General features: G+C 72.5%; 21 protein-coding genes. 15 read left to right on the top strand and 6 right to left on the bottom strand.

What is annotated here, in order from left to right; all coding sequences use genetic code 11:
• The first annotated feature begins 1 nt into the window (after position 1).
• The 10 genes from GGD88_RS01800 to GGD88_RS01845 all read left to right on the top strand — a co-directional run bounded on the left by GGD88_RS01800 (position 2) and on the right by GGD88_RS01845 (position 9,781).
• On the top strand, positions 2 to 973 hold the full coding sequence (locus GGD88_RS01800; RefSeq protein ID WP_184431130.1) for an alpha-ketoacid dehydrogenase subunit beta: 972 nt from the start codon (positions 2 to 4) through the stop codon (positions 971 to 973).
• A gap of 15 nt (positions 974 to 988) precedes the next feature.
• The gene (locus GGD88_RS01805) at positions 989 to 2,395 is read left to right on the top strand and encodes an acetoin dehydrogenase dihydrolipoyllysine-residue acetyltransferase subunit (protein WP_184431131.1); all 1,407 of its coding nucleotides are present in this window, start codon (positions 989 to 991) and stop codon (positions 2,393 to 2,395) included.
• Positions 2,396 to 3,160 (top strand): SDR family oxidoreductase, encoded by a 765-nt coding sequence (locus GGD88_RS01810; RefSeq protein WP_184431132.1) that lies wholly within the window; start codon positions 2,396 to 2,398, stop codon positions 3,158 to 3,160.
• Between the two features lie 4 nt (positions 3,161 to 3,164).
• Entirely contained in the window at positions 3,165 to 4,145 is a 981-nt protein-coding gene (locus GGD88_RS01815; protein WP_184431133.1) for a hypothetical protein, read from the top strand.
• Between the two features lie 178 nt (positions 4,146 to 4,323).
• Positions 4,324 to 5,067: an FCD domain-containing protein gene (locus tag GGD88_RS01820; protein ID WP_184431134.1), complete on the top strand. Its 744-nt coding sequence runs from the start codon at positions 4,324 to 4,326 to the stop codon at positions 5,065 to 5,067.
• A gap of 126 nt (positions 5,068 to 5,193) precedes the next feature.
• Positions 5,194 to 6,270, top strand: coding sequence for a TRAP transporter substrate-binding protein DctP (gene dctP / locus GGD88_RS01825; protein WP_184431135.1), 1,077 nt, complete (start codon positions 5,194 to 5,196; stop codon positions 6,268 to 6,270).
• A gap of 89 nt (positions 6,271 to 6,359) precedes the next feature.
• On the top strand, positions 6,360 to 6,902 hold the full coding sequence (locus tag GGD88_RS01830) for a TRAP transporter small permease subunit (RefSeq protein WP_184431136.1): 543 nt from the start codon (positions 6,360 to 6,362) through the stop codon (positions 6,900 to 6,902).
• A 42-nt stretch (positions 6,903 to 6,944) separates the two neighbouring features.
• Entirely contained in the window at positions 6,945 to 8,270 is a 1,326-nt protein-coding gene (locus GGD88_RS01835) for a TRAP transporter large permease (protein ID WP_343056190.1), read from the top strand.
• Positions 8,271 to 8,295: 25 nt separating this feature from the next.
• On the top strand, positions 8,296 to 8,790 hold the full coding sequence (locus GGD88_RS01840) for an L-2-amino-thiazoline-4-carboxylic acid hydrolase (protein WP_184431137.1): 495 nt from the start codon (positions 8,296 to 8,298) through the stop codon (positions 8,788 to 8,790).
• 61 nt (positions 8,791 to 8,851) lie between these two features.
• Complete coding sequence (locus tag GGD88_RS01845; RefSeq protein ID WP_184431138.1) at positions 8,852 to 9,781, top strand: hypothetical protein; 930 nt, start codon at positions 8,852 to 8,854, stop codon at positions 9,779 to 9,781.
• Between the two features lie 326 nt (positions 9,782 to 10,107).
• Here the strand turns inward: GGD88_RS01845 and trmB are convergent, their stop codons facing one another.
• Entirely contained in the window at positions 10,108 to 10,845 is a 738-nt protein-coding gene (gene trmB / locus GGD88_RS01850; protein ID WP_184431139.1) for a tRNA (guanosine(46)-N7)-methyltransferase TrmB, read from the bottom strand.
• Positions 10,835 to 12,013 (bottom strand): methionine adenosyltransferase, encoded by a 1,179-nt coding sequence (gene metK, locus GGD88_RS01855; protein ID WP_184431140.1) that lies wholly within the window; start codon positions 12,011 to 12,013, stop codon positions 10,835 to 10,837. Before metK ends, trmB begins: the two co-directional genes overlap by 11 nt.
• Before the next feature lie 340 nt (positions 12,014 to 12,353).
• Between metK and GGD88_RS01860 the strand changes: the two genes are divergently transcribed.
• Together GGD88_RS01860 and GGD88_RS01865 are read left to right on the top strand one after the other, a co-directional pair.
• Positions 12,354 to 13,748: a class II 3-deoxy-7-phosphoheptulonate synthase gene (locus tag GGD88_RS01860; protein ID WP_184431141.1), complete on the top strand. Its 1,395-nt coding sequence runs from the start codon at positions 12,354 to 12,356 to the stop codon at positions 13,746 to 13,748.
• Between the two features lie 60 nt (positions 13,749 to 13,808).
• Positions 13,809 to 14,993, top strand: coding sequence for a nicotinate phosphoribosyltransferase (locus tag GGD88_RS01865; RefSeq protein ID WP_221236949.1), 1,185 nt, complete (start codon positions 13,809 to 13,811; stop codon positions 14,991 to 14,993).
• 7 nt (positions 14,994 to 15,000) lie between these two features.
• On the opposite strand, the gene GGD88_RS01870 is transcribed toward GGD88_RS01865, so the two are convergent.
• A complete protein-coding gene (locus GGD88_RS01870; RefSeq protein ID WP_184431142.1) occupies positions 15,001 to 15,342 on the bottom strand; it encodes a hypothetical protein in 342 nt (113 codons plus the stop codon).
• A gap of 279 nt (positions 15,343 to 15,621) precedes the next feature.
• Here GGD88_RS01870 and GGD88_RS01875 point away from each other — a divergent pair, with 279 nt between their 5' ends.
• Positions 15,622 to 16,488 (top strand): metallophosphoesterase, encoded by an 867-nt coding sequence (locus GGD88_RS01875; protein WP_184431143.1) that lies wholly within the window; start codon positions 15,622 to 15,624, stop codon positions 16,486 to 16,488.
• A 35-nt stretch (positions 16,489 to 16,523) separates the two neighbouring features.
• On the opposite strand, the gene GGD88_RS01880 is transcribed toward GGD88_RS01875, so the two are convergent.
• The 3 genes from GGD88_RS01880 to GGD88_RS01890 are packed head-to-tail and all read right to left on the bottom strand — an operon-like array spanning position 16,524 to position 22,040.
• Entirely contained in the window at positions 16,524 to 19,787 is a 3,264-nt protein-coding gene (locus tag GGD88_RS01880) for an error-prone DNA polymerase (protein ID WP_184431144.1), read from the bottom strand.
• The gene (locus tag GGD88_RS19065; protein WP_184431145.1) at positions 19,784 to 21,334 is read right to left on the bottom strand and encodes a Y-family DNA polymerase; all 1,551 of its coding nucleotides are present in this window, start codon (positions 21,332 to 21,334) and stop codon (positions 19,784 to 19,786) included. Before GGD88_RS19065 ends, GGD88_RS01880 begins: the two co-directional genes overlap by 4 nt.
• A complete protein-coding gene (locus GGD88_RS01890; protein WP_184431146.1) occupies positions 21,249 to 22,040 on the bottom strand; it encodes an ImuA family protein in 792 nt (263 codons plus the stop codon). The genes GGD88_RS19065 and GGD88_RS01890 overlap by 86 nt, the downstream gene beginning before the upstream one ends.
• Before the next feature lie 202 nt (positions 22,041 to 22,242).
• Here GGD88_RS01890 and GGD88_RS01895 point away from each other — a divergent pair, with 202 nt between their 5' ends.
• Complete coding sequence (locus GGD88_RS01895) at positions 22,243 to 23,748, top strand: NAD-dependent succinate-semialdehyde dehydrogenase (protein ID WP_246423496.1); 1,506 nt, start codon at positions 22,243 to 22,245, stop codon at positions 23,746 to 23,748.
• 218 nt (positions 23,749 to 23,966) lie between these two features.
• On the top strand, positions 23,967 to 25,343 hold the full coding sequence (locus tag GGD88_RS01900; protein ID WP_184431148.1) for an aspartate aminotransferase family protein: 1,377 nt from the start codon (positions 23,967 to 23,969) through the stop codon (positions 25,341 to 25,343).
• Positions 25,344 to 25,552 lie beyond the last annotated feature (209 nt).

The following is a 25,552-nucleotide window of genomic DNA, read 5'->3' on the forward strand; positions in this document are numbered from 1 at the left end:
CATGCCCGTGATAAGGTATGCCGAAGCCCTCAATGCCGCATTGTATCAAGCTCTGTCCGAAGACCCTCGCGTGTTCGTCTTGGGTGAGGACATCGCCCAATACGGCGGCGTTTTCAAGGTGACGAAGGGCCTGCGCGATGCGTTCGGCGACCGGGTTCGCGACACGCCCATCAGCGAGCAGACCCTGACCGCCATGGCGGTCACGGCGGCCATGACGGGCACCCGGCCGGTGCTGGAGATCATGTATGCCGACTTCATGCCGCTGACCCTGGATGCGCTGGTCAATCAGGCGTCGGTCTATGGCTACCTGTGGGGTGATCAGGTCGAGTTGCCGTTCGTGCTGCGCACCCAGGGCGGCGGCGGCCTCGGCACCGGCGCGCAGCATGCCAAGTCGCTGGACTCGTTCGTCGCCCACATCCCCGGCCTGAAGGTGGTGGCGCCCGTGACCCCGGCCGACGCGAGAGGCCTGTTGCTGGCCGCGATCCAGGACCCGGCGCCGGTGGTCGTGCTGGAACACAAGCTGCTCTACAACACGCGCGGCGAGGTCCCGGACGGCGGCGCGCCGGTCGAGATCGGCCGCGCCCGGGTGGCGCGGCCCGGGCGCGATGTCTCGCTGATCGCCACGTCGCGCATGGTGCTGGAGGCGGAAGCCGCCGCCGACCGGCTGGCCGAGTCCGGCATCGAGGCCGAAGTCATCGACCTGCGCACGCTGCGGCCGCTGGACGTCGCGGCGATCACGGCCTCGGTGGCGAAGACGCATCACGCCGTCGTCATCAACGAGGACTGGGGCTTCTGCGGCTATGCCGCCGAGCTGTCGGCGACCATCATGGATCATGCGTTCGACGATCTGGACGCGCCGGTCGAGCGCGTCGCGACGCGCGACATGCCGATACCGTATGCGCAGCCGCTGGAGGACGCGGTGATCCCCAACGCGGCGCGGATCGTCCACGCGGCGCTGCGCGCGCTCGCCTGAGACGGGGAGGGGACCATGGTCACGGCAATCACCACGGGCGCGGTCGGCGGCGAGTACATGGACCACGTCCTGGTGGTCGAGTGGCGGGTCGGGCCGGGCGATGCCGTGCGCCAGGGCGACGTCGTCGCCGTGGTCGAGACCGCCAAGGCCGCCACCGAGGTCGAGGCCCCCTGTGACGGCGTGATGGGGCCGATCCTGGCGCCGGTGGGAACCGAGGTTCCGGTCGGCGCCCGCCTGGGCCTGATCGGCGCCGATGCTGCCGATGCCGCCGATGCTGCCGGCGACCAGCCGACCCCCGAGCCCCCCACGCCGGTCCCCGCGCCAGAGATCAACGCCGATGCGGGCGCCGATGCGGGCGCCGAGTCGGACCCGGGGCCGGCCGACCGCCGCGTGCCAGAGGCCGGGGACGGCGCGCGCCTCGTCGCCAGCCCGGCCGCGCGCCGCATGGCGGCCGAAACCCGGGTCGACCTTCGGGTCGTCGCCGGCACCGGTCCGGGGGGGCGCATCAAGCGGCGCGATGTCATGGCCATCCTGCGGGCCGGGGCCCCGGCCGGCGAGGCGGGGCTGCCGGCTGTGGCCGGCTCGCCAGAGGGTGACCGCCCGCTCGCCGTGCGCCGCAGCGGCCCGGCCAACGGCACCCCCGTCTTGCTGCTGCACGGGTTCGCGGGCGACAGCACGGTCTGGCATGCGCTGGAGCGGGAGCTGGCCCGTCGGCATCCCGTCCTGCGTCTCGATCTGCCGTGCCATGGCCGGTCGCCGCGGCGCCGCTACCGCTGCTTCCGCGACTTCGCCGGTGACGTCATCGCCACCGTTGCGGGCTGGGACACCGGCCCCCTGCACGTGGTCGGCCACTCCCTGGGCGGGGCGGTGGCGCTCGCGCTCGCCGACCAGCGGCCGCAGGCGGTGCGGTCGCTGAGCCTGATCGCGCCGGTGGGGCTGGGCAGCGAGATCGACGGCGGCATCATCGAGGGCCTGTGCCGGGCCTCCCGGGTCGAGAGTCTGGAGCCGTGGCTGCGGCATCTGGTCGTCGATCCGGCCCGGGTCGGGGATGCCTACGCCCGCGCGGCCATGGCGGCCCGCGCCGACCCCGCGCTGCGCCTGGCCCAGGGGGCGCTGGCCGCGATGCTGTTCCCGGACGGCACCCAGGCCGTCAACGTGACCCCGTTGCTGCGCCGGGTGCGGGTGTCGCTGCGCATGATCTGGGGCCGGGCCGACGCCGTGGTGCCGTGGCGGCATGCCCTGGCCGCGCCGGGACACGCCGGGCTGCACCTGTTGCCGGCGGTCGGCCATCTGCCGCACCTGGAAGCGCCCGAGACGGTGCTTCGCGTGCTTGAAGATCTCATCACCTGTACCGATGATGGCGTCTCAACCGTGACGTCGGCGACCCCGGACGGGTCGCTGCTGTCGACGCAGGAGGCGTGAGTGTCGGATCTGAGCGGTCAACGAATCCTCGTGACGGGCGCCCGCCGGGGCCTCGGCTTCGCCATCGCGGCGCGGTTCCGGGACGCCGGGGCGCGGCTGTGCCTGTTCGGGCGCAGCGGGATGGAGGCCGCGCGGGAGTCCCTGGGCGCGCCCGATGCGCTGGCCGTCACCGGCGACGTGACCGATGCCGCCGACCTCGACGCCGCCGTGGCGCAGATGACCGCGGCGTTCGGCGGCGTGGACGGCGTGGTGACCGCGGCCGGCATCACCCAGGTGGCGCCGATCGACTCCCTCACGCCGGCGCAGTTCCGCGCCGTCCTGGACACCAACGTCACCGGCACCTGGCTGACGGTGCGCGCGGCGCTGCCGGCGATGCCGGCCGGGGGCGGCTGGGTGGTCATGCTGGGGTCGGTCTATGGGGCCGACGGGGCGCCGGACCGCTCGCCCTACTGTGCCTCCAAGGGCGCCGTGCACATGCTGGCCCAGGCGCTGGCCGTGGAGCTGGGGCCGCGCGGGGTTCGCGTCAACGTGGTCGCGCCCACCGGCGTTCGCACGCCCATGGTGCAGGACCTGATCGACCGTGGCGTCTACGACGAGGCCGGGGTGGCGGGACGGACGCCGCTCGGCCGCCTGGCCACGGCCGAGGAGGTGGCGGCGGCCTGCGCCTTCCTCGCCAGCGGGGAGGCCGGGATGGTCACGGGCACGGTGCTGCCCGTCGATGGCGGCTGGCTCGCCAACGGCTTCATCCAGACGCGCGGGCGCTGAGCCGATGGCCGCCCCCGCCTCCGCCCCCGATACGCTGCTGTTCCGGTGCGAGGGCACCGAGCATCCGATCATGCTGGAGACCGCGCACGCGCCGCGCACGCGGGCCGCACTCGATGCCTGGCTGCCTGCCGAGGTGACGATCCACTGCGCCAAGATCGCGGGCTGCCACATCTACTGGCCGTGCCCGATCCTGGAGACCCTGGAGGCGGGGGCCGATATCCACACCCTGCCGCGGGGGGCGTTTCTGTACTATCCAGACCGCCAGTACATGGAACTGACCTATGACGCCCTCCAGGCGGAGACGGCGGCGGTCACCGTTCTGGGCCGATTCGCCGGTGATCTCGGCTGGCTGCGGGCCTTCGCCGAACGGCAGCGGCGCGCGCATGGCGCGCGGGTGTTCACCGCCCGGCTGGTCCCGGCCGGGGCGGACGGGGCCCCGGCGCCCGCTTCCGGCCCCGTGCCGTCGGATACCCCGCTGGCGCGGCTGCGGGCCGGCCGCCGCGCCGCCTGGGCGGCCGAACCCGACGAGTTGCGGGCGTTCCTGAAGCGGGACGGCCTGAACATCCCCTTCGGTCCGCTGATGACGGCCGAAGGGGAGTTCCGCCGCACCCAGGAGATCCTCTGGCGGCTGTGGCGCAATGAAGCGGGCCATGACGATCGCGTCCGTGCGACACTGGCGCGCGAACTCCTGTCGCTGACGCTGGACCGTGTGGTCGGCTATTGCCATCTGACCGAGGCGGGTACAATCCTGGAGGCTGGCGTGTCCGCCCTCGCGGCGTCGGAGGGGGCGTCGGAGGGGGCGTCGGAGGGGGCGTCGGAGGGGGCGTCGGACGGGATGGCGGCGCCAGTCTCGGAGGTACTGGCGGACCTGACCCTGTACTGCGGGCGCATGGCGTCCTGGCTGGACCTTCGTATTCCCTGGTGGGAGGCGAACGAGATCACCCGGCGCCTGCGCGGAGAACCCGGGGCGGAGTCGGACGACTGATGTCGCCCGCAGCCACCGTGCGGGGCCACCGCAAGCGGCGGCGACCGCCCGGCACGCTCAGGTCGTGTTCGCCCCCGACTCCAACACATACGATCCGACACAGTCGAACGGCCGGAGCGATGACAGTGCGAGACGACTCCCGACATCCCCTCCCGCGCGCCACGACGGGAGGGCAGCCGTGAACGGCGCGCTGGGCCAACTGGATCCCGTCAATCGGCCGGGCACCCTGGCGGATCGGGCGCGTGACCAGTTGCGCGCCGCCATCATGGCCGGGCGCTTCGATCCCGGATCCAAGCTGACCATCCGCTCCGTGGCCCGGTCGCTGGACATCAGCCTCACGCCGGCGCGCGAGGCCCTGTACAGCCTGGTGTCCGAGGGTGCGCTGGACATGGGGCCGAACGGCACCGTGTACGTCCCCGACCTGGACGAGGATCGGGTGCGCGAGCTGCTGGTGATCCGCACCGCGCTGGAGAGCGCCGCGGCGCGCGAGGCGGCGCCCTTCCTCGATGCCGAGACGGTGGCGCGCATCACCGAGATCAACGACCGGCTGGTGGAGGCGGACGCGCAACAGGACTACCGCGCTGTCATCCATCTCAACTGGCGCTTCCACTTCGAGATCTACCGCCAGGCCCGGATGCCCAACCTGACCCGCATGATCGAGACCTGCTGGCTCAAGACCGGCTCCTATCTCAACGTGCTGTACCCGGACTACGGGCGCACCGATCGCGGCATTCAGAACCATGCCGAGATCATCGCGGCCATGCAGGCCGGCGACGGCGAGCACCTGGCGGTCGCCATGCAGAAGGACATCGAGACCGCCAGCCACGCCCTGCTGGGCGCGATCACGGGGGCGCGCGGCGGCACGCGGGCGGCGGGCGCGAGCGTGGCGCCGCCCACCGATCCGGACGGCGGCGTGCCGTGACGGTCCGGGACCATCCGGTGTGCCCCCGGGGGCGGGGCGCACCGGGTCCAAAAAACAGCCTTTGAGAGCGGGCCGCCCGGCGTTACGCTTTCGGCCGGAACAGGGAGGCAGACCATGGAGGGACCGATGATGCGGACTGTGGTGGCGGGTGCGGCGCTGACCGGCGCGATGGCGGCGGCCGCCTGGGGCGGCGCGGCGCAGGCGGCGGAGATCGACCTGCGCATGGCGATCATCTCCAGCGAGAACAGCATCTACTACGAAGACATGGCGAAGCCGTTCGCCGATCTGGTCGCGGAGCTGACCGACGGCCGGGTCGAGATCGAAATCCTGCCCGCCGGCACCGTCGGCAGCGTCCTCAAGCTGCACGACGCGGTGCAGGACGGCCTGATCGACATGGCCCAGACGACGCCGATCTTCCTCGGGACCTCGGACCTGGTGAACGCCATGGTGGCGTCGTTCCCGACCGGCCTCGGGGTCGACAGCTACCTGCCGTGGCTGTACCAGGCCGGCGGCCTGGAGCTGTGGCAGGAACACCGACGCGAGACGATGGGCATGCATGCCCTGGTCACCTCGCTGGGGCCGTCGGAGTTCTTCGCGCACGCCAACGAGCCGATCACCGGGGCGGATGACCTGGAGGGCAAGAAGTTCCGAACCCTCGGCAACTGGGCCGCCATCGTGGAAGAGAACTACGGCGTGTCGCCGACCGTCGTCGCCGGCTCCGAGATCTACGGTATGCTGGAGAAGGGCGGCATCGACATGGCGGAATACTCGATTCCGTCTGAGAACCAGAAGATCGGCTTCCACGAGGTCGCCAAGTACATCATCTACCCCGGGATCCAGGCTCCGGCCTGGGCCTTCGAGACGGTGATGCTGACCGAGACCTGGGAGAGCCTGCCGGAGGACATTCAGCGCCGTATGGAACTGGCGGCCGAGCTGACCACCCACCGCAGCCTGCAGGCCATGATCACCCGCGACCTGAAGGCCCTGGAAGAGTTGCAGGACGGCGGCAATGCGTTCGTCCGCCTCGACGACGCCTTCATCGCCGATGCCCAGGAGAAGGCGCGCGCCTGGGCGATGCGCCTGGCCGAGCAGGCCCAGGCCGAGGGCGACGACCTGCCGATGCGGCTGGCCGAGTCCGTGTTCGGGTTCCAGGACTACTGGCGGGATAACGCCAAGTATCTCGTCATGGATTATCGCAAGTAGGGCGGCGGCGGCGGCCGGGCCGGGTCCCTGGGGGCCGGCCCGCTGCCGCCGTGCCGTCGTGGTCCGACCCGTCCCGGCGCGAGAGGCCCGTGCTGCATCGTCTCCACACCGTTCTGAGGGGCGTCGACCGCCTGTCCGACGCCATGGCCGCGCTGGCCGTCGTGCTGCTGGGGGTCATGATCGGCGCCACCCTGTACGAGGTGGTGGCGCGCCACTTCTTCAACGCGCCCACCATCTGGTCGAACGACGTCAGCTACATGCTCAACGGCAGCGTGTTCATGCTGGCGGCGGCCTACACCCTGCGGCGCGACGCCCACGTGCGCATCGACGTGCTGTGGCAGATGCTGCCGCGCGCGCTGCGCCACGGCGTGCAGGCGCTGTTCCTGCTGGCGGTGTTCACGCCGGTGCTGGGGTTCGGCACGTACTACGCCGTGACCAAGGCGTGGCGGGCCTGGTCGCGCGGGTCGCTGGAGACCGCCAGCGCCTGGGAGCCGCTGATCTGGCCGTTCCTGACCGGGCTGGCGGTGGGCATGCTGGGCCTGCTGGTGCAGGCGGTGGCCGAGGGCATCCGTCACCTGCTGCGTCTGGCCGGCGTGCCGGGGTCGGACGACGACCCGGCCGCGGCGTCCTGAGCCCCGGTCCGTCCCAACTCCGCCGACAGGAGGCCGCGCCCCGTGGAGACCGAGACCCTCGCCGTCCTGATGTTTCCGGCGGTCATCGCCCTGCTGCTTCTGGGCCTCCAGGTCTCGTTCTCGCTGATCGCGGTCGGGTTCCTGTTCGGCTGGGTGCTGTACGACTACCGGGTGGGCATCCAGCTCTTCAACATCATCCAGACCACCGCCTCCCAGTTCCTGCTGACCGCGGTGCCGCCGTTCATTCTCATGGGCTGCGTGCTGGAACGCTCCGGCATCGCCGAGCGCCTGTTCCGGGTGGTGCAGATCTGGGTCGGGCGGCTGCCCAACGGGCTGGCCCTGACGACCATGGCGATGGCGACCATGATCGCGGCCACCACCGGCATCGTCGGCGCGGTCGAGGTCATGATCGGCCTGATGGCGATCCCGGCCATGCAGCGGCTGGGCTACCGCAACGACCTGATCGCCGGCACGGTCTGCGCCGGCGGCTCGCTGGGGACCATGATCCCGCCGTCGCTGGTGCTGATCGTCTACGCGTCGGTCGCCAACCTGTCGGTGGGCAAGCTGTTCGCCGCCGCCATCCTGCCCGGGATCCTGATGGTCGGGCTGTTCATGCTCTACATCATCGTGCGCGGTATCCTGGCGCCGCCGGCGGTGCCCTACGCCGACACCGAGGGCGAGGGCATGACCCTGGGGCGCAAGCTGTGGCTGACCCTGGTCGGGCTGCTGCCGGCGACGGCGCTGATCGTGGCGGTGCTGGGCACGATCCTGCTCGGGATCGCGACCCCGACCGAGGCGGCGTCGGTGGGCGCGCTCGGGGCGCTGCTGCTGGCGGCGGCGGATCGGCGCCTCAACGGGCGCATGCTGCGCGACGCCTTCCTGACCACGGTGCGGCTGACCAGCATGATCCTGCTGATCGTGGTGGCCGGCTCCATGTTCAGTTCGATCTTCCGGGGGCTGGGCGGCAACGACGTGGTGCGGGGGCTGGTGGACGCCATCCAGGTCGACGCCCTGGGGCTGGTGCTGCTGCTGCTGGCGATCGTGTTCGTGGCCGGGTTCATTCTGGAGTGGGTCTCGGTGCTGCTGATCTGCCTGCCCATCTTCGTGCCGCTGCTCGACCTCTACGGGGTGGATCCGATCTGGTTCGCGATGCTGACCTTCGTGATGCTCCAGACCTCGTACCTGACGCCGCCGATGGCGCCGTCGATCTTCTACCTCAAGGGCATCGCGCCGCCGGGCATGACGACGCGGCAGATGTACGCCGGCGTGCTGCCCTTCATCCTGTGCCAGATCGTGGTTCTGGCCATCCTGATCGCGGTTCCGTCCCTGGCCACCTGGCTGCCGACGGTGCTGGTCACGGGGTTCTGAGACCGAGCCTGAAGGAGCCGACGGTATGGCCGACCTGCCGAACATCGCGCGCCGCCGCCTCCAGGGCGAGGTGATCAAGCCGATCTACGAGGAACTGGTGGCCGAGATCGGTCCCGCGCGCGCCCGTGCCCTGCTGGGGCGGGCCATCACCCGCTCGGCCGAGGCCGAGGCGCGCCGCGCGGCGGCCGCCGAGCCGGACGGCGAGACCTCGATGGAGCGGTTCACGGCGCTCTTCAACGCCACCTACCGCGACCGCGGCCTGGAGAGCGGCCTGGAGGCGGAGGTGCTGAGCGCCGGCCCGGACCACCTGGATTTCGACGTCACCCGCTGCCGCTTTGTCGAGGTGTACCGGGAGCTGGGCCTGGGAGAGATCGCCGACGTGCTGTCGTGCAACCGCGACGGCACCTTCGCCAGCGCCTACGATCCGCGCATCACCCTGGAGCGCGCCCAGACCATCGCCGAGGGCGCCGACCGCTGCACCTTCCGCTACCGCTTCAAGCCATGCGGTGGCGGCGTTTGAGGTGCGGCGCCGGCGCGGGTAAGGTGGCGCGCCCCGCCGTCACCGAGGTTCGCCCGTCGCCATGTCCGACCGCACCGCCGTTGCATCGCCCCGGATCACCATCGTCACCGGGGCCGACGACCGTTACGCCCCGCTGGCCGCGGAGCTGATCGCCTCCGTGCGCGCCCACCGCGTCCTCGACCACATCGACCTGTCGCTGATCGGCACCGGCATGAGCCCGGCCGTCGCGGAGAGCCTGCGGCCGCAGGTGGAGAATTTCGCCGATGGCACCTGGAGCATCGACGCCGCCGAACGCCGCGCTGCCGGCCGCGACTGGCTCATGGCCCGGGTCGCCAAGCTGTACACCCGCGATTTCTTTCCCGGCTACGACGTCTACATCTGGATCGACGCCGACGCCTGGGTGTGCGACCCGGCGGCCATCGACTGGCTGCTGACCGGGGTGGCCGAGGCCGGCCTGGCGGTGGGCTACGACGACCGCCCGACCAGCCCGATCCCGCTCGACATCCGGGGCTTCCTGGGCGGCTGGGTGCTGGCCCGCACCTACTGCATGAAGCACGCCCGCCGCGCCCGCCTGCCAGCGGAGGCGGTGCGCCGGCTGGCGCGGGTGCGGCCGTTCAACAACGGGGTGTTCGCCCTCGCCGCCGACGCGCCGCACTGGCCGGTGATCCAGGGGCATATGCGGCGGCTGGTGCACAAGGGCCGCATCGTGGGCTCGAACCAGATGGCGATCGTGATGGCGGTGCACCTGGACGGCCTGCCGGTGGCGATCCTGCCGCATGCCTGCAACTACCTGGAGGTGCCGCGTGTGTGCGCCCGCAGCGGCGCCTTCGTCGAGGCCGAGATCCCGCACCGGCCGGTGGGGGTGCTGCACCTGGCGGCGCGCGACGCCATGCGCGCGGATCCGACGCTGGAGATGGACCTGCGCGACACGGCGGGGGGCACGGTGCGCCGGTCACTGCGCTACCGGTCCGAGTATCTGGCGCGGGCGTAGGGCGTGCACCATGGCGCCCACGGAGGACCGTGGGCGCGAGATCTCTTTCTCGGTCCTACGCTCCGGCGTGGGACCGCGCGCCAGTCTGGCGCCCACGGAGGACCGTGGGCGCGAGATCTCCTTCTCGGTCCCACCCTCCGGCGTGGGACCGCGCGCCAGTCTGGCGCCCACGGAGGACCGTGGGCGCGAGATCTCTTTCTCGGTCCCACGCTCCGGCGTGGGACCGCGCGCCAGTCTGGCGCCCACGGAGGACCGTGGGCGCGAGATCTCCTTCTCGGTCCCACGCTCCCGCGTGGGACCACGGGCAGGACAGAGTGGGTGCGGCCCTACGCGGACCGCGGACGCCTCCGGAAATCCAGGTACGCCGGCGGGCGGCCGGCGGCCAGGGCCTTGGCCTCGTAGCGGGTCTGTACGTGGTCGGCCGGGGGCGCGCGCCAGTCGGCGGGCCGCCGGGCGGTCCACTCGAAGGCCGGGTGCGCGGTGGCGTGGCGCAGCGTCCAGCGGACATAGCCGGGATCGTCGCTGGCCACCCGCAGCAGGCCGCCGTCCGTCAGCAGGCGGGCGAACAGGTCCAGGCGGCGGGGCGCGATCAGCCGCCGTTTGGCATGGCGGCTTTTCGGCCAGGGGTCGGGGAACAGCACGAAAATGCGCTCAAGGCAGGCGTCGGGCAGGTGCGCCAGCAGGGGACGCATGTCGTCCGGCCAGATCCGCACGTTGGTCAGGCCGGCGTCGTCCACCGCCGCGACCAGCTTGGCGACGCCGTATTCGAACACCTCGCCGCCGACAAAGCCGACATCGGGGTGGGCGGCCGCCTGGGCCGCCAGGTGCTCGCCGCCGCCGAAGCCGATCTCCAGCCACACCGCGCGCGGGGGGCGGGGGAACAGGGTCCGTGGATCAAGGCTCTCGCCCTCGGCCGGTGCCGGGATGGCGAGCGCGGGCAGGACCCGGTCCATCGCCGCCTGCCGGCCGGCGCGCAGGGGCTTGCCCTTGCGCCGGCCGTAGAAGCGGACGTCCTCGGTGCGGACGCCGTCCGGGGGGGACGTATGCTCGGGATCAGAGACCAAGGGCCGTCTTCAGGTCGTCCACCAGGTCCACCCGCTCCCACGAGAAGCCGCCGTCGTCCAGCGGCGTGCGGCCGAAGTGGCCGTAGGCGGCGGTGCGGGCATAGATCGGCCGGCTCAGGCCCAGGTGCTCGCGGATGCCGCGCGGCGACAGGTTCATGACCTCACGCAGCGCCAGCGACAGCGCGGCCTCGTTGACCGTGCCCGTGCCGTGGGTGTCGACGTAGACCGACAGCGGCTTGGAGACGCCGATGGCATAGGACAGCTGGATGGTGCACTTGCGCGCCAGGCCAGCGGCGACGACGTTCTTGGCCAGATAGCGGGCAGCGTAGGCGGCGGAGCGGTCCACCTTGGTGGGGTCCTTGCCGGAGAAGGCGCCGCCGCCGTGCGGGGCCGCGCCGCCGTAGGTGTCGACGATGATCTTGCGCCCGGTCAGGCCGCAGTCGCCCACCGGGCCGCCGATGACGAAGCGTCCGGTCGGGTTGACGTAGAACTCGTCGTCCGGGCACATCCAGCCCTCGGGCAGCACCTTTTCGACGTGTCGGCGCACCAGCTCGCGCACCTCGTCCTGGCTGGCGCTGCTGACGTGCTGGGTCGAGACCACGACGCTGGTCGCCCCCACGGGCCGGCCCTCGACGTAGCGCAGGGTCACCTGGCTCTTGGAGTCCGGTCCCAGGATTGGGGCATGGCCCTGCTTGCGGGCCTCCGCCAGGGACTGGAGGATGCGGTGCGAGAACGCGATCGGCGCCGGCATCAATTCGTCGGTCTCGTCGCAGGCGTAGCCGAACATGATGCCCTGATCGCCCGCGCCCTCGTCCTTGTTGCCGCTGGCGTCGACACCCTGGGCGATGTCGCTGGACTGGCTGTGCAGATAGATCTGGACCTTGGCCCGCTCCCAGTGGAAGCCCTCCTGGTCGTAGCCGATATCGCGGATGGCCGCGCGGACCTCCTCCTCCAGCCGGTCGGGGTTCTCCGCCACCTCGGCCGGGCCGCGCACCTCGCCGGCCAGGATCACCAGATCGGTGGTCGTCAGCGTCTCGCAGGCCACCCGGGCCATCGGATCGGCGGCGAGGAAGGTGTCGACGACGGCATCGGAGATGCGATCGCAAACCTTGTCCGGATGTCCCTCGGACACGGATTCAGAGGTGAACAGGTAGTCTTGCAACGACACGACCGGGCTCCTTCTCGGCGGGCGGCGGTACGGCTCCGGGGGCGGGTGGGGCAGGGCGGCGGCCCGGAGGGGCGTCGCGGACCCGGCCTCGGCAGGGACGATGACGGCGCCGGCGGCGCCACCACGCCCACGGTGCGCTCCCCCCGGAGCGCGGCGTCCGGCTCCCGACCGCCGTCAAGCGGCGGTACTTGGCATGAAAGGCGCTTTGCTGACAAGAGTGCAGGTGCGCCGGCACGCGCGCTCTTGGCGTCTTTCGTCCTTTCATCGCGCCCGCGGTCCCATTATATGAGGGCACTCCGGCCGGCGGCGGCGGACAGAGAGGCAGACGAAAGGCAGGACGATGGCCCGCGAGTGGACAGCGCACACTTGGCGCGACAAGCCGATCCAGCAGGTGCCCGATTATCCGGACGCCGCGCGCCTGCGGGCCGTCGAGGCCGATCTGGCGGTGCTGCCGCCGCTGGTGTTCGCCGGCGAGGCGCGCCGGCTGCGGCGGGCGCTGGGCGAGGTGGCGCGCGGCAAGGCGTTTCTGTTGCAGGGCGGCGACTGCGCCGAGAGCTTCGCCGAGTTCAACGCCAACAGCATCCGCGACACCTTCCGCGTGATCCTTCAGATGGCGGTGGTGCTGACCTACGGCGCCGCCTGCCCGGTGGTCAAGGTGGGCCGCATGGCCGGCCAGTTCGCCAAGCCGCGCTCGGCGCCGATGGAGGTGGTGGACGGGGTCGAGTTGCCGTCCTACCGCGGCGACATGGTCAACGGCATGGAGTTCGAGGCGGCCGTGCGCCAGCCCGACCCGGACCGGCTGCTGCGCGTCTACCACCAGTCGGCCGCGACCCTGAACCTGTTGCGCGCCTTCGCCCAGGGCGGCTATGCCGACCTGTTCCAGATGCACCGCTGGACCCTGGACTTCATCAAGGGCAGCCCGGCGGCCGAACGTTACCAGGACATGGCCAATCGCATCACCGAGGCGCTGGGCTTCATGGAGGCGTGCGGCCTGACGGGCGAGTCGGTGTCGCAACTGCGCGAGACCGAGTTCTACACCTCGCACGAGGCGCTGCTGCTGAACTACGAGGAGGCCCTGACGCGCGAGGACTCGACCCACCCCGGCGAGTTCTACTCGACCACGGCGCACATGCTGTGGGTCGGCGACCGCACCCGCCAGCGCGACGGCGCCCACATCGAGTACCTGCGCGGCATCCGCAACCCGATCGGCCTCAAGGCCGGGCCGTCCATGACCGAGGACGAGCTGCTGCGGCTGATCGACGTGCTCGATCCCCATAACGATCCGGGACGGCTGACGATCATTTCGCGGATGGGCGCGGACAAGATCGAGAGCCATCTGCCGGCCCTGGTGCGCGCCACCAAGCGCGAGGGGCGCACCGTGGTGTGGGCCTGCGATCCCATGCACGGCAACACGGTGAAGGCGTCCAGCGGCTTCAAGACCCGCTCGGTGGACCGCATCCTGGCCGAGGTGCGCGGCTTCTTCGCCGTGCACAGCGCCGAGGGCACGCACGCCGGCGGGGTGCACTTCGAGATGACCGGGCGCGATGTCACCGAATGCATCGGCGGCGCCCAGGCCATCACCGAGGCCCGTCTCGGCGACCGCTACCATACCCACTGCGACCCGCGCCTGAACGCCAATCAGGCACTGGAGCTGGCCTTCCTGATCGCCGAGGGCCTGAAGCAGGAGCGCAGCCTGGGCAAGCTGGCGCCGCCCGGGCTGGCCGCCGTCTCCTGAGCGCCGGGAGGCCGGGCCGTGGCGGCTGCGGCCGTCCCGCTTGAGGGTGTTGGAGTCATCATGGACAGCATTCCGTCGGACGCCACCGGCAGCATCAGCGCCTCGTGGCCGCAGGCCGACCGCATCCGGGCGTGGACCGATTCCTACTTCGTGCGGACCCGCGACATCGTGCAGCGGTTCGGCGACCGTCAGGTGACCTACGCCATTTTCATGCGCCGGCCGGTGGTCTACGCGCCGCGCCTGGCGCTGATGTGGTTGCGCTCGGTGGCGGCGGCGCGCGGCTTCGAGGTCGAGGTCGAGGAGTTGTTCCGCGAGAGTCAGTGGGTCGGGGCCGGCGAGCCCATGATGTACCTCACCGGCTCGCTGGCCGGGCTGGTCGATCTGGAGACCCTGTTTCTGCAGAAGCTGGGCGCCTGCGGGGTGGCGGCCTACAATGCCTTCACCATGAGCGCCGAACTGCCGGGCGTGGCGTTCCTGGCCATGGACGCGCGCCATTGCGCCGGCACCGAGATGGCCGAGTTGATGGCCTATGCCGCGTCCGTCGGCTCCAACCGGGCGCGCCGCAAGGCGGGGGCGCAGGGCTTCATCGGCAACGCCACCGATGCCACCGCGCACTTCTTCGGACAGGAGCGCGGCCTGGGCACCATGCCGCACGGCCTGATCGGCTACGCGGGCAGCACGGTGCGTGCCGCCGAGATGTTCCACGAGACCTTTCCGGACACCCCGCTGACCGTGTTGGTGGACTACTTCGGCCAGGAGATCACGGACTCGCTGGCCGTCTGCCGCCGGTTCCCGGAGCTGGCGGCGAGCGGGCGGCTGGCGGTGCGCCTGGATACCCACGGTGGCCGCTTCATCGAGGGCCTGGACACGCAGTCGTCGTACGCCGTGCTGGAGCGGCACTGTCCCGACGCCATCCGCGGCTACCGCTCGGAGCGGGAACTGCGCTACCTGATCGGCACCGGCGTCTCGGCCGCCGCCGTGTGGTACGCCCGCGAGGCGCTGAACGACGCCGGCTTCGAGCGCGTGCGCATCATCGCGTCGTCCGGGTTCGGGCCGGCCAAGTGCCGGGTCATGGGCTATGCCAAGGCGCCCATCGACGTCATCGGCACCGGCAGCTTCCTGCCCGAGAACTGGAACGAGACCTACGCCACCGCCGATATCATCGCCTACGACGGCGCGCCGCAGGTCAAGGTGGGGCGCGAGTTCCTGCTGCGCCGCCTGGAGGAGGACCAGCCGCACCGGTGAGGGCCGGTCAGGATCGGTCCCCCTTGGAAGGGTCCGGGGCGCGGTCGGCCGCCTCGAGTCGGCTCAGGTGGCGGTTGCCCAGCACGATGGCCGGCCCCAGCGCCAGGAGGAACGCCGTCTGCGCCACCCAGACGGTCCAGCGCGGCAGCATCCCGGCGACGACCAGGCCGATCAGCCCCATCAGCACGCCCAGCACCAGCCACAGGATGACGACCGACCAGACCATGAAGCGGCGCGGCGGGCCGGGCCGGGCGTTGCGGATCGAGCACCAGCTTCCGTAGGCGCCGCCGGCGAGTCCGATCAGCGTGCCGGCGATGCCGCCGATCCAGCCCCATGTGGCTCCCGTCATGGTCGCCCCTCCTGCGCCCGTTCGGCTGTGATCGTCGCTGCACAAAACACTGTTTCTCGTGCACCTTCGATCCAGACAAGAGCCAGACAAGAGAACGCGGGCTGCATCTTTTGTCTGGATCAGGACACGAGCGTAGCACGGGCCGGGCGGCATGGCAGTGATGCGCGTCGGGGGACGGACGGAGCGCCCGGAGAACGCGGCGGGCGGTCCGGGCGTGTGCTACACTGGTGTCGCGTGGACGGAAAGAGCGAGGGGCGGGGCGAACGCGGAGGACGGACCGTGCGGCTGCTGGCGGTCAGCGACCTACACCTGGGACATGCCGAGAATCGGGCGATCCTGGACGATCTGGACGATCACCGCGACGACTGGTTGGTGCTGTGCGGCGACATCGGCGAATCCCTGGCCCACGCCGCGCTGGCGTTCGAGGCCCTGGCGCCGCGGTTCGGGAAGCTGATCTGGGTTCCCGGCAATCACGAGTTGTGGACCACCGAGGAGGCGGACGGCCCGCTGGCCGGCGAGGCCAAGTACGAGGCCCTGGTCGCGCTGGCGCGGTCGTTCGGGGTGCTGACCCCCGAGGACCCCTATCCGGAATGGCCCGGCCCGCACGGCACCATAAGGCCGGCGGGGGGCGCGGGTGGCGCGGACGGTCCGCTGGTGCTGTGTCCGCTGTTCCTGCTCTATGACTACAGCTTCCGCCCGCCCGGGATCGCGCTCGGCGACCTGCGGGCCTGGGCGGCGGAGGGCCACGCCCTGTGCGCCGACGAGTTCCACCTGTCGCCGGCGCCGCACGCCGACCGGGCGAGTTGGTGCCGCAGCCGGGTGGAGACGACCGCCGCCCGCTTGGCGGCGCTGCCGCCGGGAACGCGGACGGTGCTCATCAATCATTTCCCACTGCGGCGCGACCTGTTGTTCATCCATCGGGTGCCACGTCTGGCGCCCTGGTGCGGGACCGTGCACACCGAGGACTGGCATCAGCGGTTCAACGCCCCGGTCGTGGTCACCGGGCACCAGCACGTCCCGCGCACCGACTGGCGCGACGGCACCCGCTTCGAGGAGGTCTCGCTGGGCTATCCGCGCGAGTGGCGCGGCCGCTTCCCGGCGCCGCGCCTGGCCGACGTCATGCGCGTGGTGCTGCCCGGGCCTTGAGGGGGCGGCCGGGAGAGCGCGCGCAAGCGAGGCGGTCAGGGTTCACTGCCGCGGGCGCCGGCCCCTCCCAAGGCAGGGGGGAAGCGGCCCACCCGGTCGGCGCGGCTGGGGATCAGGGCCAGATCGGCCGGATCGGCGGTCAGGCCGGCCAGGCGGTCGGTGCGGTCCTCCAGCCGGGTCACCAGGACGTGCTGGACCTCGCCCTCCGTCTGGAAGCGGCCCTCGGCGTACAGCAGGCGGGCGCGCAGCACCGCCTGGCGGTGGGCCTCGAACACCCGCGCCGGGACGATCAGGTTGGCGGTGCCCTCTTCGTCCTCCAGGGTGATGAACAGGGTCCCCTTGGCGGTGCCCGGCCGCTGCCGGCACACCGTCAGTCCGCCGACCCGCACCCGGTCGCCGTCGGCGGCCGCGCGCAGGCGGCGGGTGGACAGCACCCCGTCGCGGTCCAGCGTCGGCCGTAGCAGCGCCAGGGGGTGCGCCCGCAGGGTCAGGCGCAGGCTCTCGTAGTCCTCCACCACCGCCTCGCCGAGCCCGGCCTCGGGCAGCGCCACGGCCGGTTCGGCCCCGGTCTCGCGCGCCCCGGAGGCGGCGAACAGCGGCAGCGGCGGCGCCTTCAGGCGCTTGACCGCCCACAGCGCGGCGCGGCGGTCGAGCCCCAGGCCGGCCAGGGCATCGGCGCGCGCCAGGATGTCCAGCGTGCGCGCCGACAGGCCGGCGCGCGCCCACAGGTCCTCGGCGTCGCGGAACGGCCGCCGCAGGCGGGCGGCGGCGATGCGCCGGGCCTCCTGGTCGGCCGCCGTGCCCGCCAGCCCCTTGACCTGGCGGAAGCCGAGCCGCAGGGCCAGGCCGGCCGGTGTGCCGTCGGGGCCGCGGACCGGCTCCAGGGTGTTGTCCCAGGCGCTGCGGGTGACGTCCACCGGCCGCACCGTCACGCCGTGCCGGCGCGCGTCCTGCACGATCTGGTCGGCGGAATAGAACCCCATCGGTTGGCTGTTGAGCAGGGCGCAGGCGAAGGCCGCCGGGTGGTGGCGCTTGAGCCAGGCCGACACGTACACCAGCAGGGCGAAGCTGGCGGCGTGGCTTTCCGGGAAACCGTACTCGCCGAAGCCCTCGATCTGGCGGAAGCAGGCCTCGGCGAAGGCGCGGTCGTGGCCGTTGCGCCGCATGCCGGCGACGAAGCGGTCGCGGAAGCGGTGGATGGTGCCGGCGCGCCGGAACGCCGCCATGGCGCGGCGCAGGTTGTCGGCCTCGGCCGGGGTGAAGCCGGCGCCGTCGATGGCGATGCGCATGGCCTGCTCCTGGAACAGGGGCACGCCCAGGGTCTTTTCCAGGGTCCGGCGCAGGGCGCCGGAGGGATAGGTCACCGGCTCCAGCCCCTGGCGGCGGCGCAGGTAGGGATGGACCATATTGCCCTGGATGGGGCCGGGGCGGACGATGGCGACCTCCACCACCAGATCGTAGAAGCAGCGCGGCCGCAGGCGCGGCAGCATGCTCATCTGAGCGCGACTCTCGACCTGGAACACGCCCAGCGAGTCGGCCGCGCACAGCATGTCGTAGACCGCCGGATCCTCCGCCGGGACGGTGGCCAGGGTCAGGTCCGGCCCGCCGGTGGCGCGCAGCAGGTCGAAGGCCTTGCGGACGCAGGTCAGCATGCCCAGCGCCAGCACGTCCACCTTCAGCAGGCCGAGCGCGTCCAGGTCGTCCTTGTCCCACTGGATGACCGTGCGGTCGGCCATGGCGGCGTTCTCGATCGGTACGGTGGTGTGCAGCGCCCCCCGCGTCAGCACGAAGCCGCCCACGTGCTGCGACAGGTGGCGGGGGAAGCCGCGCAGCTCGTCGACCAGGGTCAGCGCCAGGCGCAGGCGCGGATCCGCGGGGTCCAGGCCGACCTCGCGCACATGGGCCTCCTCCAGGGGGCGCGCGGAGGAGCCCCAGACCGTGCCGGCGAGCGCCGAGACCGCGTCCTGCGACAGCCCGAGCGCCTTGCCGACGTCGCGGATGGCCGAGCGTGTGCGGTAGCGGATGACCGTCGCCGCCAGCCCGGCGCGGGCACGGCCGTAGGTCTCGTAGAGGTACTGGATCACCTCCTCGCGGCGTTCGTGCTCGAAGTCGACGTCGATGTCCGGGGGCTCGTTGCGGGCGGCGGAGATGAAACGCTCGAACAACAGGTCGAAGCGGGCCGGGTCGATGGCCGTGATGCCCAGGCAGTAGCACACCGCCGAGTTGGCCGCCGAGCCGCGGCCCTGGCACAGGATCCCGCGCGAGCGGGCAAAGCGCACGATGTCGTAGACGGTCAGGAAATAGGGCGCGTAGTCGAGGTCGCGGATGATCGCCAGTTCGCGCGCGACGGTGTCGCGCACAGACGCGGGCGCGCCGTCCGGCCAGCGCCAGGCCATGCCGGCGCGGGTCAGGTCCTCCAGGTGCTGCTGCGGTGTACGGTCGGGCGGGGTGATGTCGTCCGGGTACTCGTAGCGCAGGTCTCCCAGGTCGAAGGTGCAGCGATCCGCGATCGCCACCGTGCGGGCCAGGGCCTCGGGATGGTCCGCGAACAGGACGGCCATCTCCGCCGGTCCCTTCAGGTGGGCCTCGGCGTTGACGGCCAGGCGCCAGCCGGCCGTCTCGACCGTCACGTGCGCGCGGATGCAGGTCAGCACGTCGAGCAGCGGCCGGCGCGCCGGGGTGTGCATGCGCACGCCGTTGGTGGCGACCAGCGGCACCCCGGCGCGCCCGGCCACCGCCGCCAGGACGGCCAGCCGGCGGGCGTCGCGGCCGTCCAGGCGGCAGCGGGCGGCGAGGTGGCAGGCGTCGGGATCGGGGAACAGCGCGCGCAGCGCCGCCAGGTCGCGTTCGAAGGTGTCCAGCGCGGCCGCCCCCGGGGTCTCCTCCGGCGGCAGCACCACGGCGATCAGGCCGGCGGCGTGGGCGGCGAGGTCGTCGCGGACCAACCGGCACGCCCCCTTGGGGGCGCGCCGGCGGCCGAGGGTGAGCAGGGTGCACAGCCGGCCGTAGGCGGCGCGGTCGGTGGGATAGACCAGCACGCTCGGCGCGTCCTCCAGGTCGAGCCGGCAGCCGACGATCAGGCGCAGGCCGGCGTCGCGGGCGGCGCTCCAGGCCCGCACCACCCCGGCCAGGCTGTTGCGGTCGGTGACCGCCAGGGCATGCAGGCCGAGGGCGGCGGCCGTGACCACCAGTTCGTCGGCATGCGAGGCGCCCTCCAGGAAGGTGAAGTTGGTCGTGACGTCCAGTTCGGCGTAGGCGGGGGGCGGTGGAGACGGCAACGGCAACGGCAACGGTGTCATGGGAACACCCCCCGCACGGTCCAGCCGCTCCCGGGCTCGCGGGCCAGCCACAGGCGATGGCCGTCGCTGTCCTCGATGCGCCAGAGGTCGCGGACGCACGTCGGCGGGGGTGGCGCGGCGTCGTGCCACCATTCCGGGGCGATCCGCTCCGGCCCTTCGGCGCGGGCCACGCACCAGGTGTGGCGGCGCCAGCGGAAGCGGGCGGGCGGGGTGCCGTCGGCCAGCACCTCGACCGGTTCCGGGGCCAGCAGGCGCGGCGGGCGCGGCGCCGTCGCTGGCCAGATGGCGGGCGCGCCGGCCGGGGTCCGCTCGGCGATGGTGACGGCGGTCTCGGGCCAGTGGCTGGGGCGGGGCGCGGGGCGGACCACCCGGTCCGGCCCCAGGCGGGCGCGCAGGCGGTCGAGCAGCGGCGCGAGCCGTGCCTCGCCCGCGGCCGTGTCGTCTCCGGCGCCGGCCCCGGAGACGAGGGCCGGCTGTTCGCTCCCGAACGGCTCGACGGCGGTCAGCGTCAGCGCCATGGCCTCGATCCCGAACCCGACGTCGAGGCCGTCCAGGGTCTCGCGGAACAGCCGGGTCAGGGCCGCCGGATCGCGGACCGGCCGGCTGGTTCCGAACATGCGGTGCAGCCGCGTGCCGTCGACGCGCATCAGCTCCAGCAGCAGGCGGCGGGCGCCCTTGCCGGCGCGTTCGAGGCGCGGCCGGAGCGCGCGACACAGGGCCTCGGCGGCGCCCAGGATGTCCTCGCTGCGTCCGATCGGTTCGGGAAAGGCCAGGGTCTCGCGCCAGGGCACCACCGGCGGGCGGGGCGTGAAGGGCTCCGGTTCCCGCCCCAGGGCCTGGTCCAGGCGCTGGGTCACCGCCGGCCCCAGGCGCGCGGTCAGCGGCGCCCGGGGCAGGGTGGCGAGATCGCCGATGCGGCGCAGGCCGAGCCGCCGCAGGGTCTCCACGGTCTCGGGCGGCAGCCGCAGGGCCTCCACCGGCAGGCCCATCAGAAGCTGGCGCTGCGCCCCCTCCGGCAGCAGGGCGACCCCGGGCGGATCACCGCCATCGTCGGCCAGGAAGCGGGCGGCCGCCCAGGCGGCGCCCTGGGTGTCGGCCAGGCCGACGCGCACGGCGCTGAGCCCCAGGGCCAGGACGCGCTGCCGCAGGTCGCGGGCCAGGGCGTCCTCGCCGCCGAACAGATGGGCGCAGCCGGTGATGTCCAGCCAGAGCCCGGCCTCACCGCCGTCGCCCGGGCCGTCGAGGGCGGTCCAGGGGGTATAGCGCGTGGCCCAGGTGGCCAGCGCGCCGAGGGCCGCCACGTCGGCGGCGGGTGTGGCCGGCCCGACCCGCAGGGCCGGCCGCACCGCGCGGGCGTCGGTCAGCGGCATGCCCGCGAACACCCCGGCCGCCTCCGCCGCCCGGTTGACGGCGTGCAGGGTGGCGGCGGCGCCGGTCTCCGCCGTCAGCGCGAAGGGCCGGTCACGCGCGTCGGCGTGCGGGTCGCCGGGCCGCGTCACCCGGTCGGTCGCGAAGCGCGGCAACCACAGAAAGATCACCCGTCTCATCGTTCCAGTCCAGGCTCCAGCGTGCCGGGCGCCCGCCGCGGCAGCGTTCCAGCGTCACGTCCCAGCGTGGCGGTCCCAGCCCCGGCCAGCTCACCGGCGCGGCCGGACGCGGCGTCACCCGCCAGCGGGTGGTCGCCGCCACCGATGCGACTCCGGACCCGGCCCCGGCGCCGCGCCGCCCGGCGGCGGCCAGCAGCAGGCCGGTGACGCCGCCGGCCTCGGCGGCAAGCTGGAGCCGGCGCCCGGCGGTGAGGTCGACGGCGCGGGCCTGGCCCACGACGGCGGCGAGGCCGGCGGTGCGCAGGCCCTCCTCCATGCACCACAGCACCTGGACATCGTCGCGGGCGCGGGCGATGGTCAGCCGCGCCGGCGGCAGGCCGAACTGGGCCAGTCCCGGCGGGAACAGCGTGTCGTCTGCCGCGCCGTGCCGCACGCACCACAGCACCGGCGCCGCCGCGTGCGCCGCCAGCCGCGCCGCCAGAACGGCGGTGAACCCCAGCGCCGCCGCCGGCCCGGTGGCGGCCTCGGCCGGATCGTCGGCCTCCCCGACCACCTGGTGCAGGCATCCCAGCGGCAGCCCGCCCCAGGGCAGGCCGGCATCCAGCGCGGCCAGCCCCAGGGGCAGCACCCGGCCGGCCTCCCGGGCCGAGCCTTCCAGGACCCGGATGCGCTGGCGCAGCCGGTCCAGTGATGGCGGGTGAGACATGCGACGGCACCCCATGTGTTCTTGTTTCGTTCTATTGTGGGGGCGGACGGGAGTCAAGGTCCCGGCGCGGGCCCGGATGGGGGCAGGAAGATCCTCTGCCCCCAGCGGGTCGGGGCAGGCGATTCTTCTCCGCCGGCGGCCGGACTTCAGGACCACTTTCACGGCCGGCGCCCCTATCCTGATCGGCAGACGACCCACCCACATGCTGACATGGGAGGCGGTGATGCTGCGGCACGCGAGCAGCACGGACCTATCGTCCGTGCCCCTGACCGACCCTGCGCTGTTGCGCGAGCGCGCCTACATCGGAGGCGCCTGGCGGGACACCGCCTCAGGCCACACGGTGACGGTCACCAACCCGGCCGATGGCGGCCCGGTCGGGACCGTTCCCGCGCTGACCGCCGCGGAGAGCGCCGACGCCGTGGCCGCGGCCCATGCCGCGTTCGGCCCGTGGGCGCACACTCTGGGCTGGGAGCGCTCGCGCATCCTGCGCCGCTGGTTCGACCTGATGGCGGCGGCGCGCGAGGACCTGGCGGTGATCATGACCCTGGAGCAGGGCAAGCCGCTGTCCGAGTCGCGGGGCGAGATCGACTACGCGGCCTCGTTCATCGAGTTCTACGCCGAAGAGGCCAAACGCCCCAACATCGAGGGGGTGACCAGCCACCTGCCCGACGCCGAGGTCGAGATCTGGCGCGAGCCGGTCGGCGTCGCCGCCCTGGTCACGCCCTGGAACTTCCCGTGCGCCATGATCACCCGCAAGGCCGCCGCCGCCATGGCCGCCGGCTGCCCGGTGGTGGTGCATCCGTCGCGCGAGACCCCGTTCTCCGCCCTGGCGCTGGCCGAGCTGGCCGACCGCGCCGGTGTGCCGGCGGGCGTGTTCAACGTGGTCACCGGCAAGTCGTCCGAGGTGGTGCCGCCGTGGATGGCGGAGCCGCGCGTGCGGGCGCTGTCGTTCACCGGCTCGACCGAGGTCGGCAAGCTGCTCTACCGCCAGTCCGCCGACACCGTGAAGCGCATGGTCATGGAGCTGGGCGGGCACGCGCCGGTACTGGTGTTCGCCGACGCCACCTTCGACGAGGCGGTGGCGGAAGGGATCAAGGCCAAGTTCGCCACCTCGGGCCAGGACTGTCTGGCCGCCAACCGCATCTTCGTCGAGCGGCCGCTGTACGAGCGTTACTGCGCCGCCTTCGCCGAGGCCACCGCCGCCATGACCGTGGGGCCGGGGCTGGACGACCCCGACATCGGCCCGCTGATGAACGAGGCGGCCGTGAAGAAGCAGGAGGAGCACGTCGCCGACGCGCTGGAGAAGGGCGCGCGCCTGCTGTGCGGCGGCAAGAGGCACGCCGCCGGGCCGTTGTTCTTCGAACCCACGGTGCTGGTCGATGTGCCGCCGGACGCCCTGATCTGGCGCGAGGAGACCTTCGGCCCCGTCGCCGCCCTGGCGCCGTTCGACACCGAGGAGGAGGCCATCGCCCGCGCCAACGACAGCGAGGCCGGGCTGGTGGCCTATCTGCACACCAACGACCCGCGTCGCATCTATCGCGCCAGCCGGGCGCTGCGCTATGGCATGGTGGCGGTCAACCGGACCAAGGTAACCGGTGCCCCCATTCCCTTTGGTGGCTACAAGCAGTCCGGCATCGGCCGCGAGGGCGCCCGCCTGGGCATGGAGGCCTTCACCGAGGTCAAGTACGTCTGCCGCGATTGGGCCTGAGGCCCCCGCACCCGGCCTGCGGCGCGGCGGCCCGTCCTTGCGAGTTCCGCCTTGTTCGCCTGGCGAAACGGGCGGGGCGACGCAATCCAGAGCGGACGGCAGCCCGCTCCGCCGTGGATTGCCTCGTCGCTCCGCTCTTCGCAATGACGGTGTCTGTCTGACGGTTCGGGCGGCTGGTTTCGGCCAGGCCGCCCTAGCAAACAAGGAAACCCCGTTCGATGCTCACCAACGACCAGCTTTCCGCCTGGGACCGGGCGTGCTTCATGCACCCCTCGACCCACCTGGCCCAGTTCGCCCGCGGCGACGCCGCCAACCGCATCGTTTCGGGCGGGTCGGGCGTCTACATCGAGGACCGCGACGGCCACAAGCTGCTCGACGCCTTCGCCGGCTTGTACTGCGTCAACGCCGGCTACGGCCGCAGCGAGATTTCCGACGCCATCGCCGAGCAGGCGCGCCAGCTCGCCTACTTCCATGCCTATGTGGGTCATGGCACCGAGGCGTCCATCACCCTGGCCAAGATGATCGTGGACCGGGCGCCGGAGGGCATGGGCAAGGTCTACTTCGGCCTGAGCGGCTCGGACGCCAACGAGACCAACATCAAGCTGGTCTGGTACTACAACAATGTCCTGGGCCGCCCGGAGAAGAAGAAGATCATCTCGCGCTGGCGCGGCTACCACGGCTCCGGGCTGATGACCGGCTCTCTCACCGGGCTGCATCTGTTCCATGCCCAGTTCGACCTGCCGCTGCCCTACATCAAGCACACCGAGGCGCCGTACTACTACCGCCGCCCGGACCCGGCCATGAGTGAGCCGCAGTTCTCCGCCTGGTGCGCCGACCAACTGGAGGCGCTGATCCTGGCCGAGGGACCGGACACGGTGGCGGCCTTCATCGGCGAGCCGGCCCTGGGCACCGGCGGCCTGGTGCCGCCGCCGGCCGGCTACTGGGAGGCCATCCAGGCGGTGCTGGAGAAGTACGACATCCTGCTGATCGCCGACGAGGTGGTGACCGGCTTCGGCCGCCTGGGCACCATGTTCGGGTCCGATCTGTACGGCATGCGCCCGGACATCATCACCATCGCCAAGGGCCTGACGTCGGCCTATGCGCCGCTGTCGGGCTCCATCGTGTCGGACGCGGTCTACGACGTGCTGATGAAGGGCACCGACGAGTACGGCGTGTTCGGCCACGGCTGGACCTATTCGGCCCACCCGATCGGCGCCGCGGCCGGTGTCGCGACCCTCGCCCTGATCGACGACCTGGGGCTTGTGGACAACGCCGGCAGCGTCGGCGCCTACCTGAAGGAGGGCCTGGAGGCCGCCCTGGGCCATCACCCCAACGTCGGCGAGGTGCGCGGCCAGGGCCTGCTGTGCGCGGTGGAACTGGTGGAGGCGCGGGAGCCGCGCCGGTTCTTCGAGCCATCGCGCAAGGTGGGGCCGAACACGGTCTCGGCGATGCTGCGCCAGGGCGTGATCGCCCGCGCCATGCCGCAGGGCGACATCATCGGCATCGCGCCGCCGCTGTGCCTCACCAAGGCCGAGGCCGACACCATCATCGCCGCCACCCGCGACGCGGTCGAGGAGGTGCTGGGCGCCGGGTGATCGCGCCGGGTCCGCTCCCACGCGGGCGCGCTGGGTATGCGCGGTCCCACGCGGGAGCGTGGGACCGAGGAAAGGGGGGCTTGCGCCCACGCTCCGGCGTGGGCGCCTGGGGTGTGCACGGTTCCACGCGGAAGTGTGGGACCGGGAAAAAGGGTCTTGCGCCCACGCGCCGGCATGGGCGCCTGGGGTGCGCGCGGTCCCACGCGGGA

It is taken from the genome of Roseospira goensis (assembly GCF_014197795.1).
In the GTDB taxonomy this organism is placed as follows: domain Bacteria; phylum Pseudomonadota; class Alphaproteobacteria; order Rhodospirillales; family Rhodospirillaceae; genus Rhodospira; species Rhodospira goensis.

Coding starts and splice junctions, on each gene's coding strand:
- GGD88_RS01880 (WP_184431144.1), bottom strand. CDS start 19,787: ATGACACCGTTGCCGTTGCCGTTGCCGTCTCCACCGCCCCCCGCCTAC.
- GGD88_RS01845 (WP_184431138.1), top strand. CDS start 8,852: ATGTCCGACCGCACCGCCGTTGCATCGCCCCGGATCACCATCGTCACC.
- GGD88_RS01800 (WP_184431130.1), top strand. CDS start 2: ATGCCCGTGATAAGGTATGCCGAAGCCCTCAATGCCGCATTGTATCAA.
- GGD88_RS01865 (WP_221236949.1), top strand. CDS start 13,809: ATGGACAGCATTCCGTCGGACGCCACCGGCAGCATCAGCGCCTCGTGG.
- GGD88_RS01840 (WP_184431137.1), top strand. CDS start 8,296: ATGGCCGACCTGCCGAACATCGCGCGCCGCCGCCTCCAGGGCGAGGTG.
- GGD88_RS19065 (WP_184431145.1), bottom strand. CDS start 21,334: ATGAGACGGGTGATCTTTCTGTGGTTGCCGCGCTTCGCGACCGACCGG.
- GGD88_RS01870 (WP_184431142.1), bottom strand. CDS start 15,342: ATGACGGGAGCCACATGGGGCTGGATCGGCGGCATCGCCGGCACGCTG.
- GGD88_RS01860 (WP_184431141.1), top strand. CDS start 12,354: ATGGCCCGCGAGTGGACAGCGCACACTTGGCGCGACAAGCCGATCCAG.
- dctP (WP_184431135.1), top strand. CDS start 5,194: ATGATGCGGACTGTGGTGGCGGGTGCGGCGCTGACCGGCGCGATGGCG.
- GGD88_RS01895 (WP_246423496.1), top strand. CDS start 22,243: ATGCTGACATGGGAGGCGGTGATGCTGCGGCACGCGAGCAGCACGGAC.
- GGD88_RS01805 (WP_184431131.1), top strand. CDS start 989: ATGGTCACGGCAATCACCACGGGCGCGGTCGGCGGCGAGTACATGGAC.
- GGD88_RS01815 (WP_184431133.1), top strand. CDS start 3,165: ATGGCCGCCCCCGCCTCCGCCCCCGATACGCTGCTGTTCCGGTGCGAG.
- GGD88_RS01900 (WP_184431148.1), top strand. CDS start 23,967: ATGCTCACCAACGACCAGCTTTCCGCCTGGGACCGGGCGTGCTTCATG.
- GGD88_RS01890 (WP_184431146.1), bottom strand. CDS start 22,040: ATGTCTCACCCGCCATCACTGGACCGGCTGCGCCAGCGCATCCGGGTC.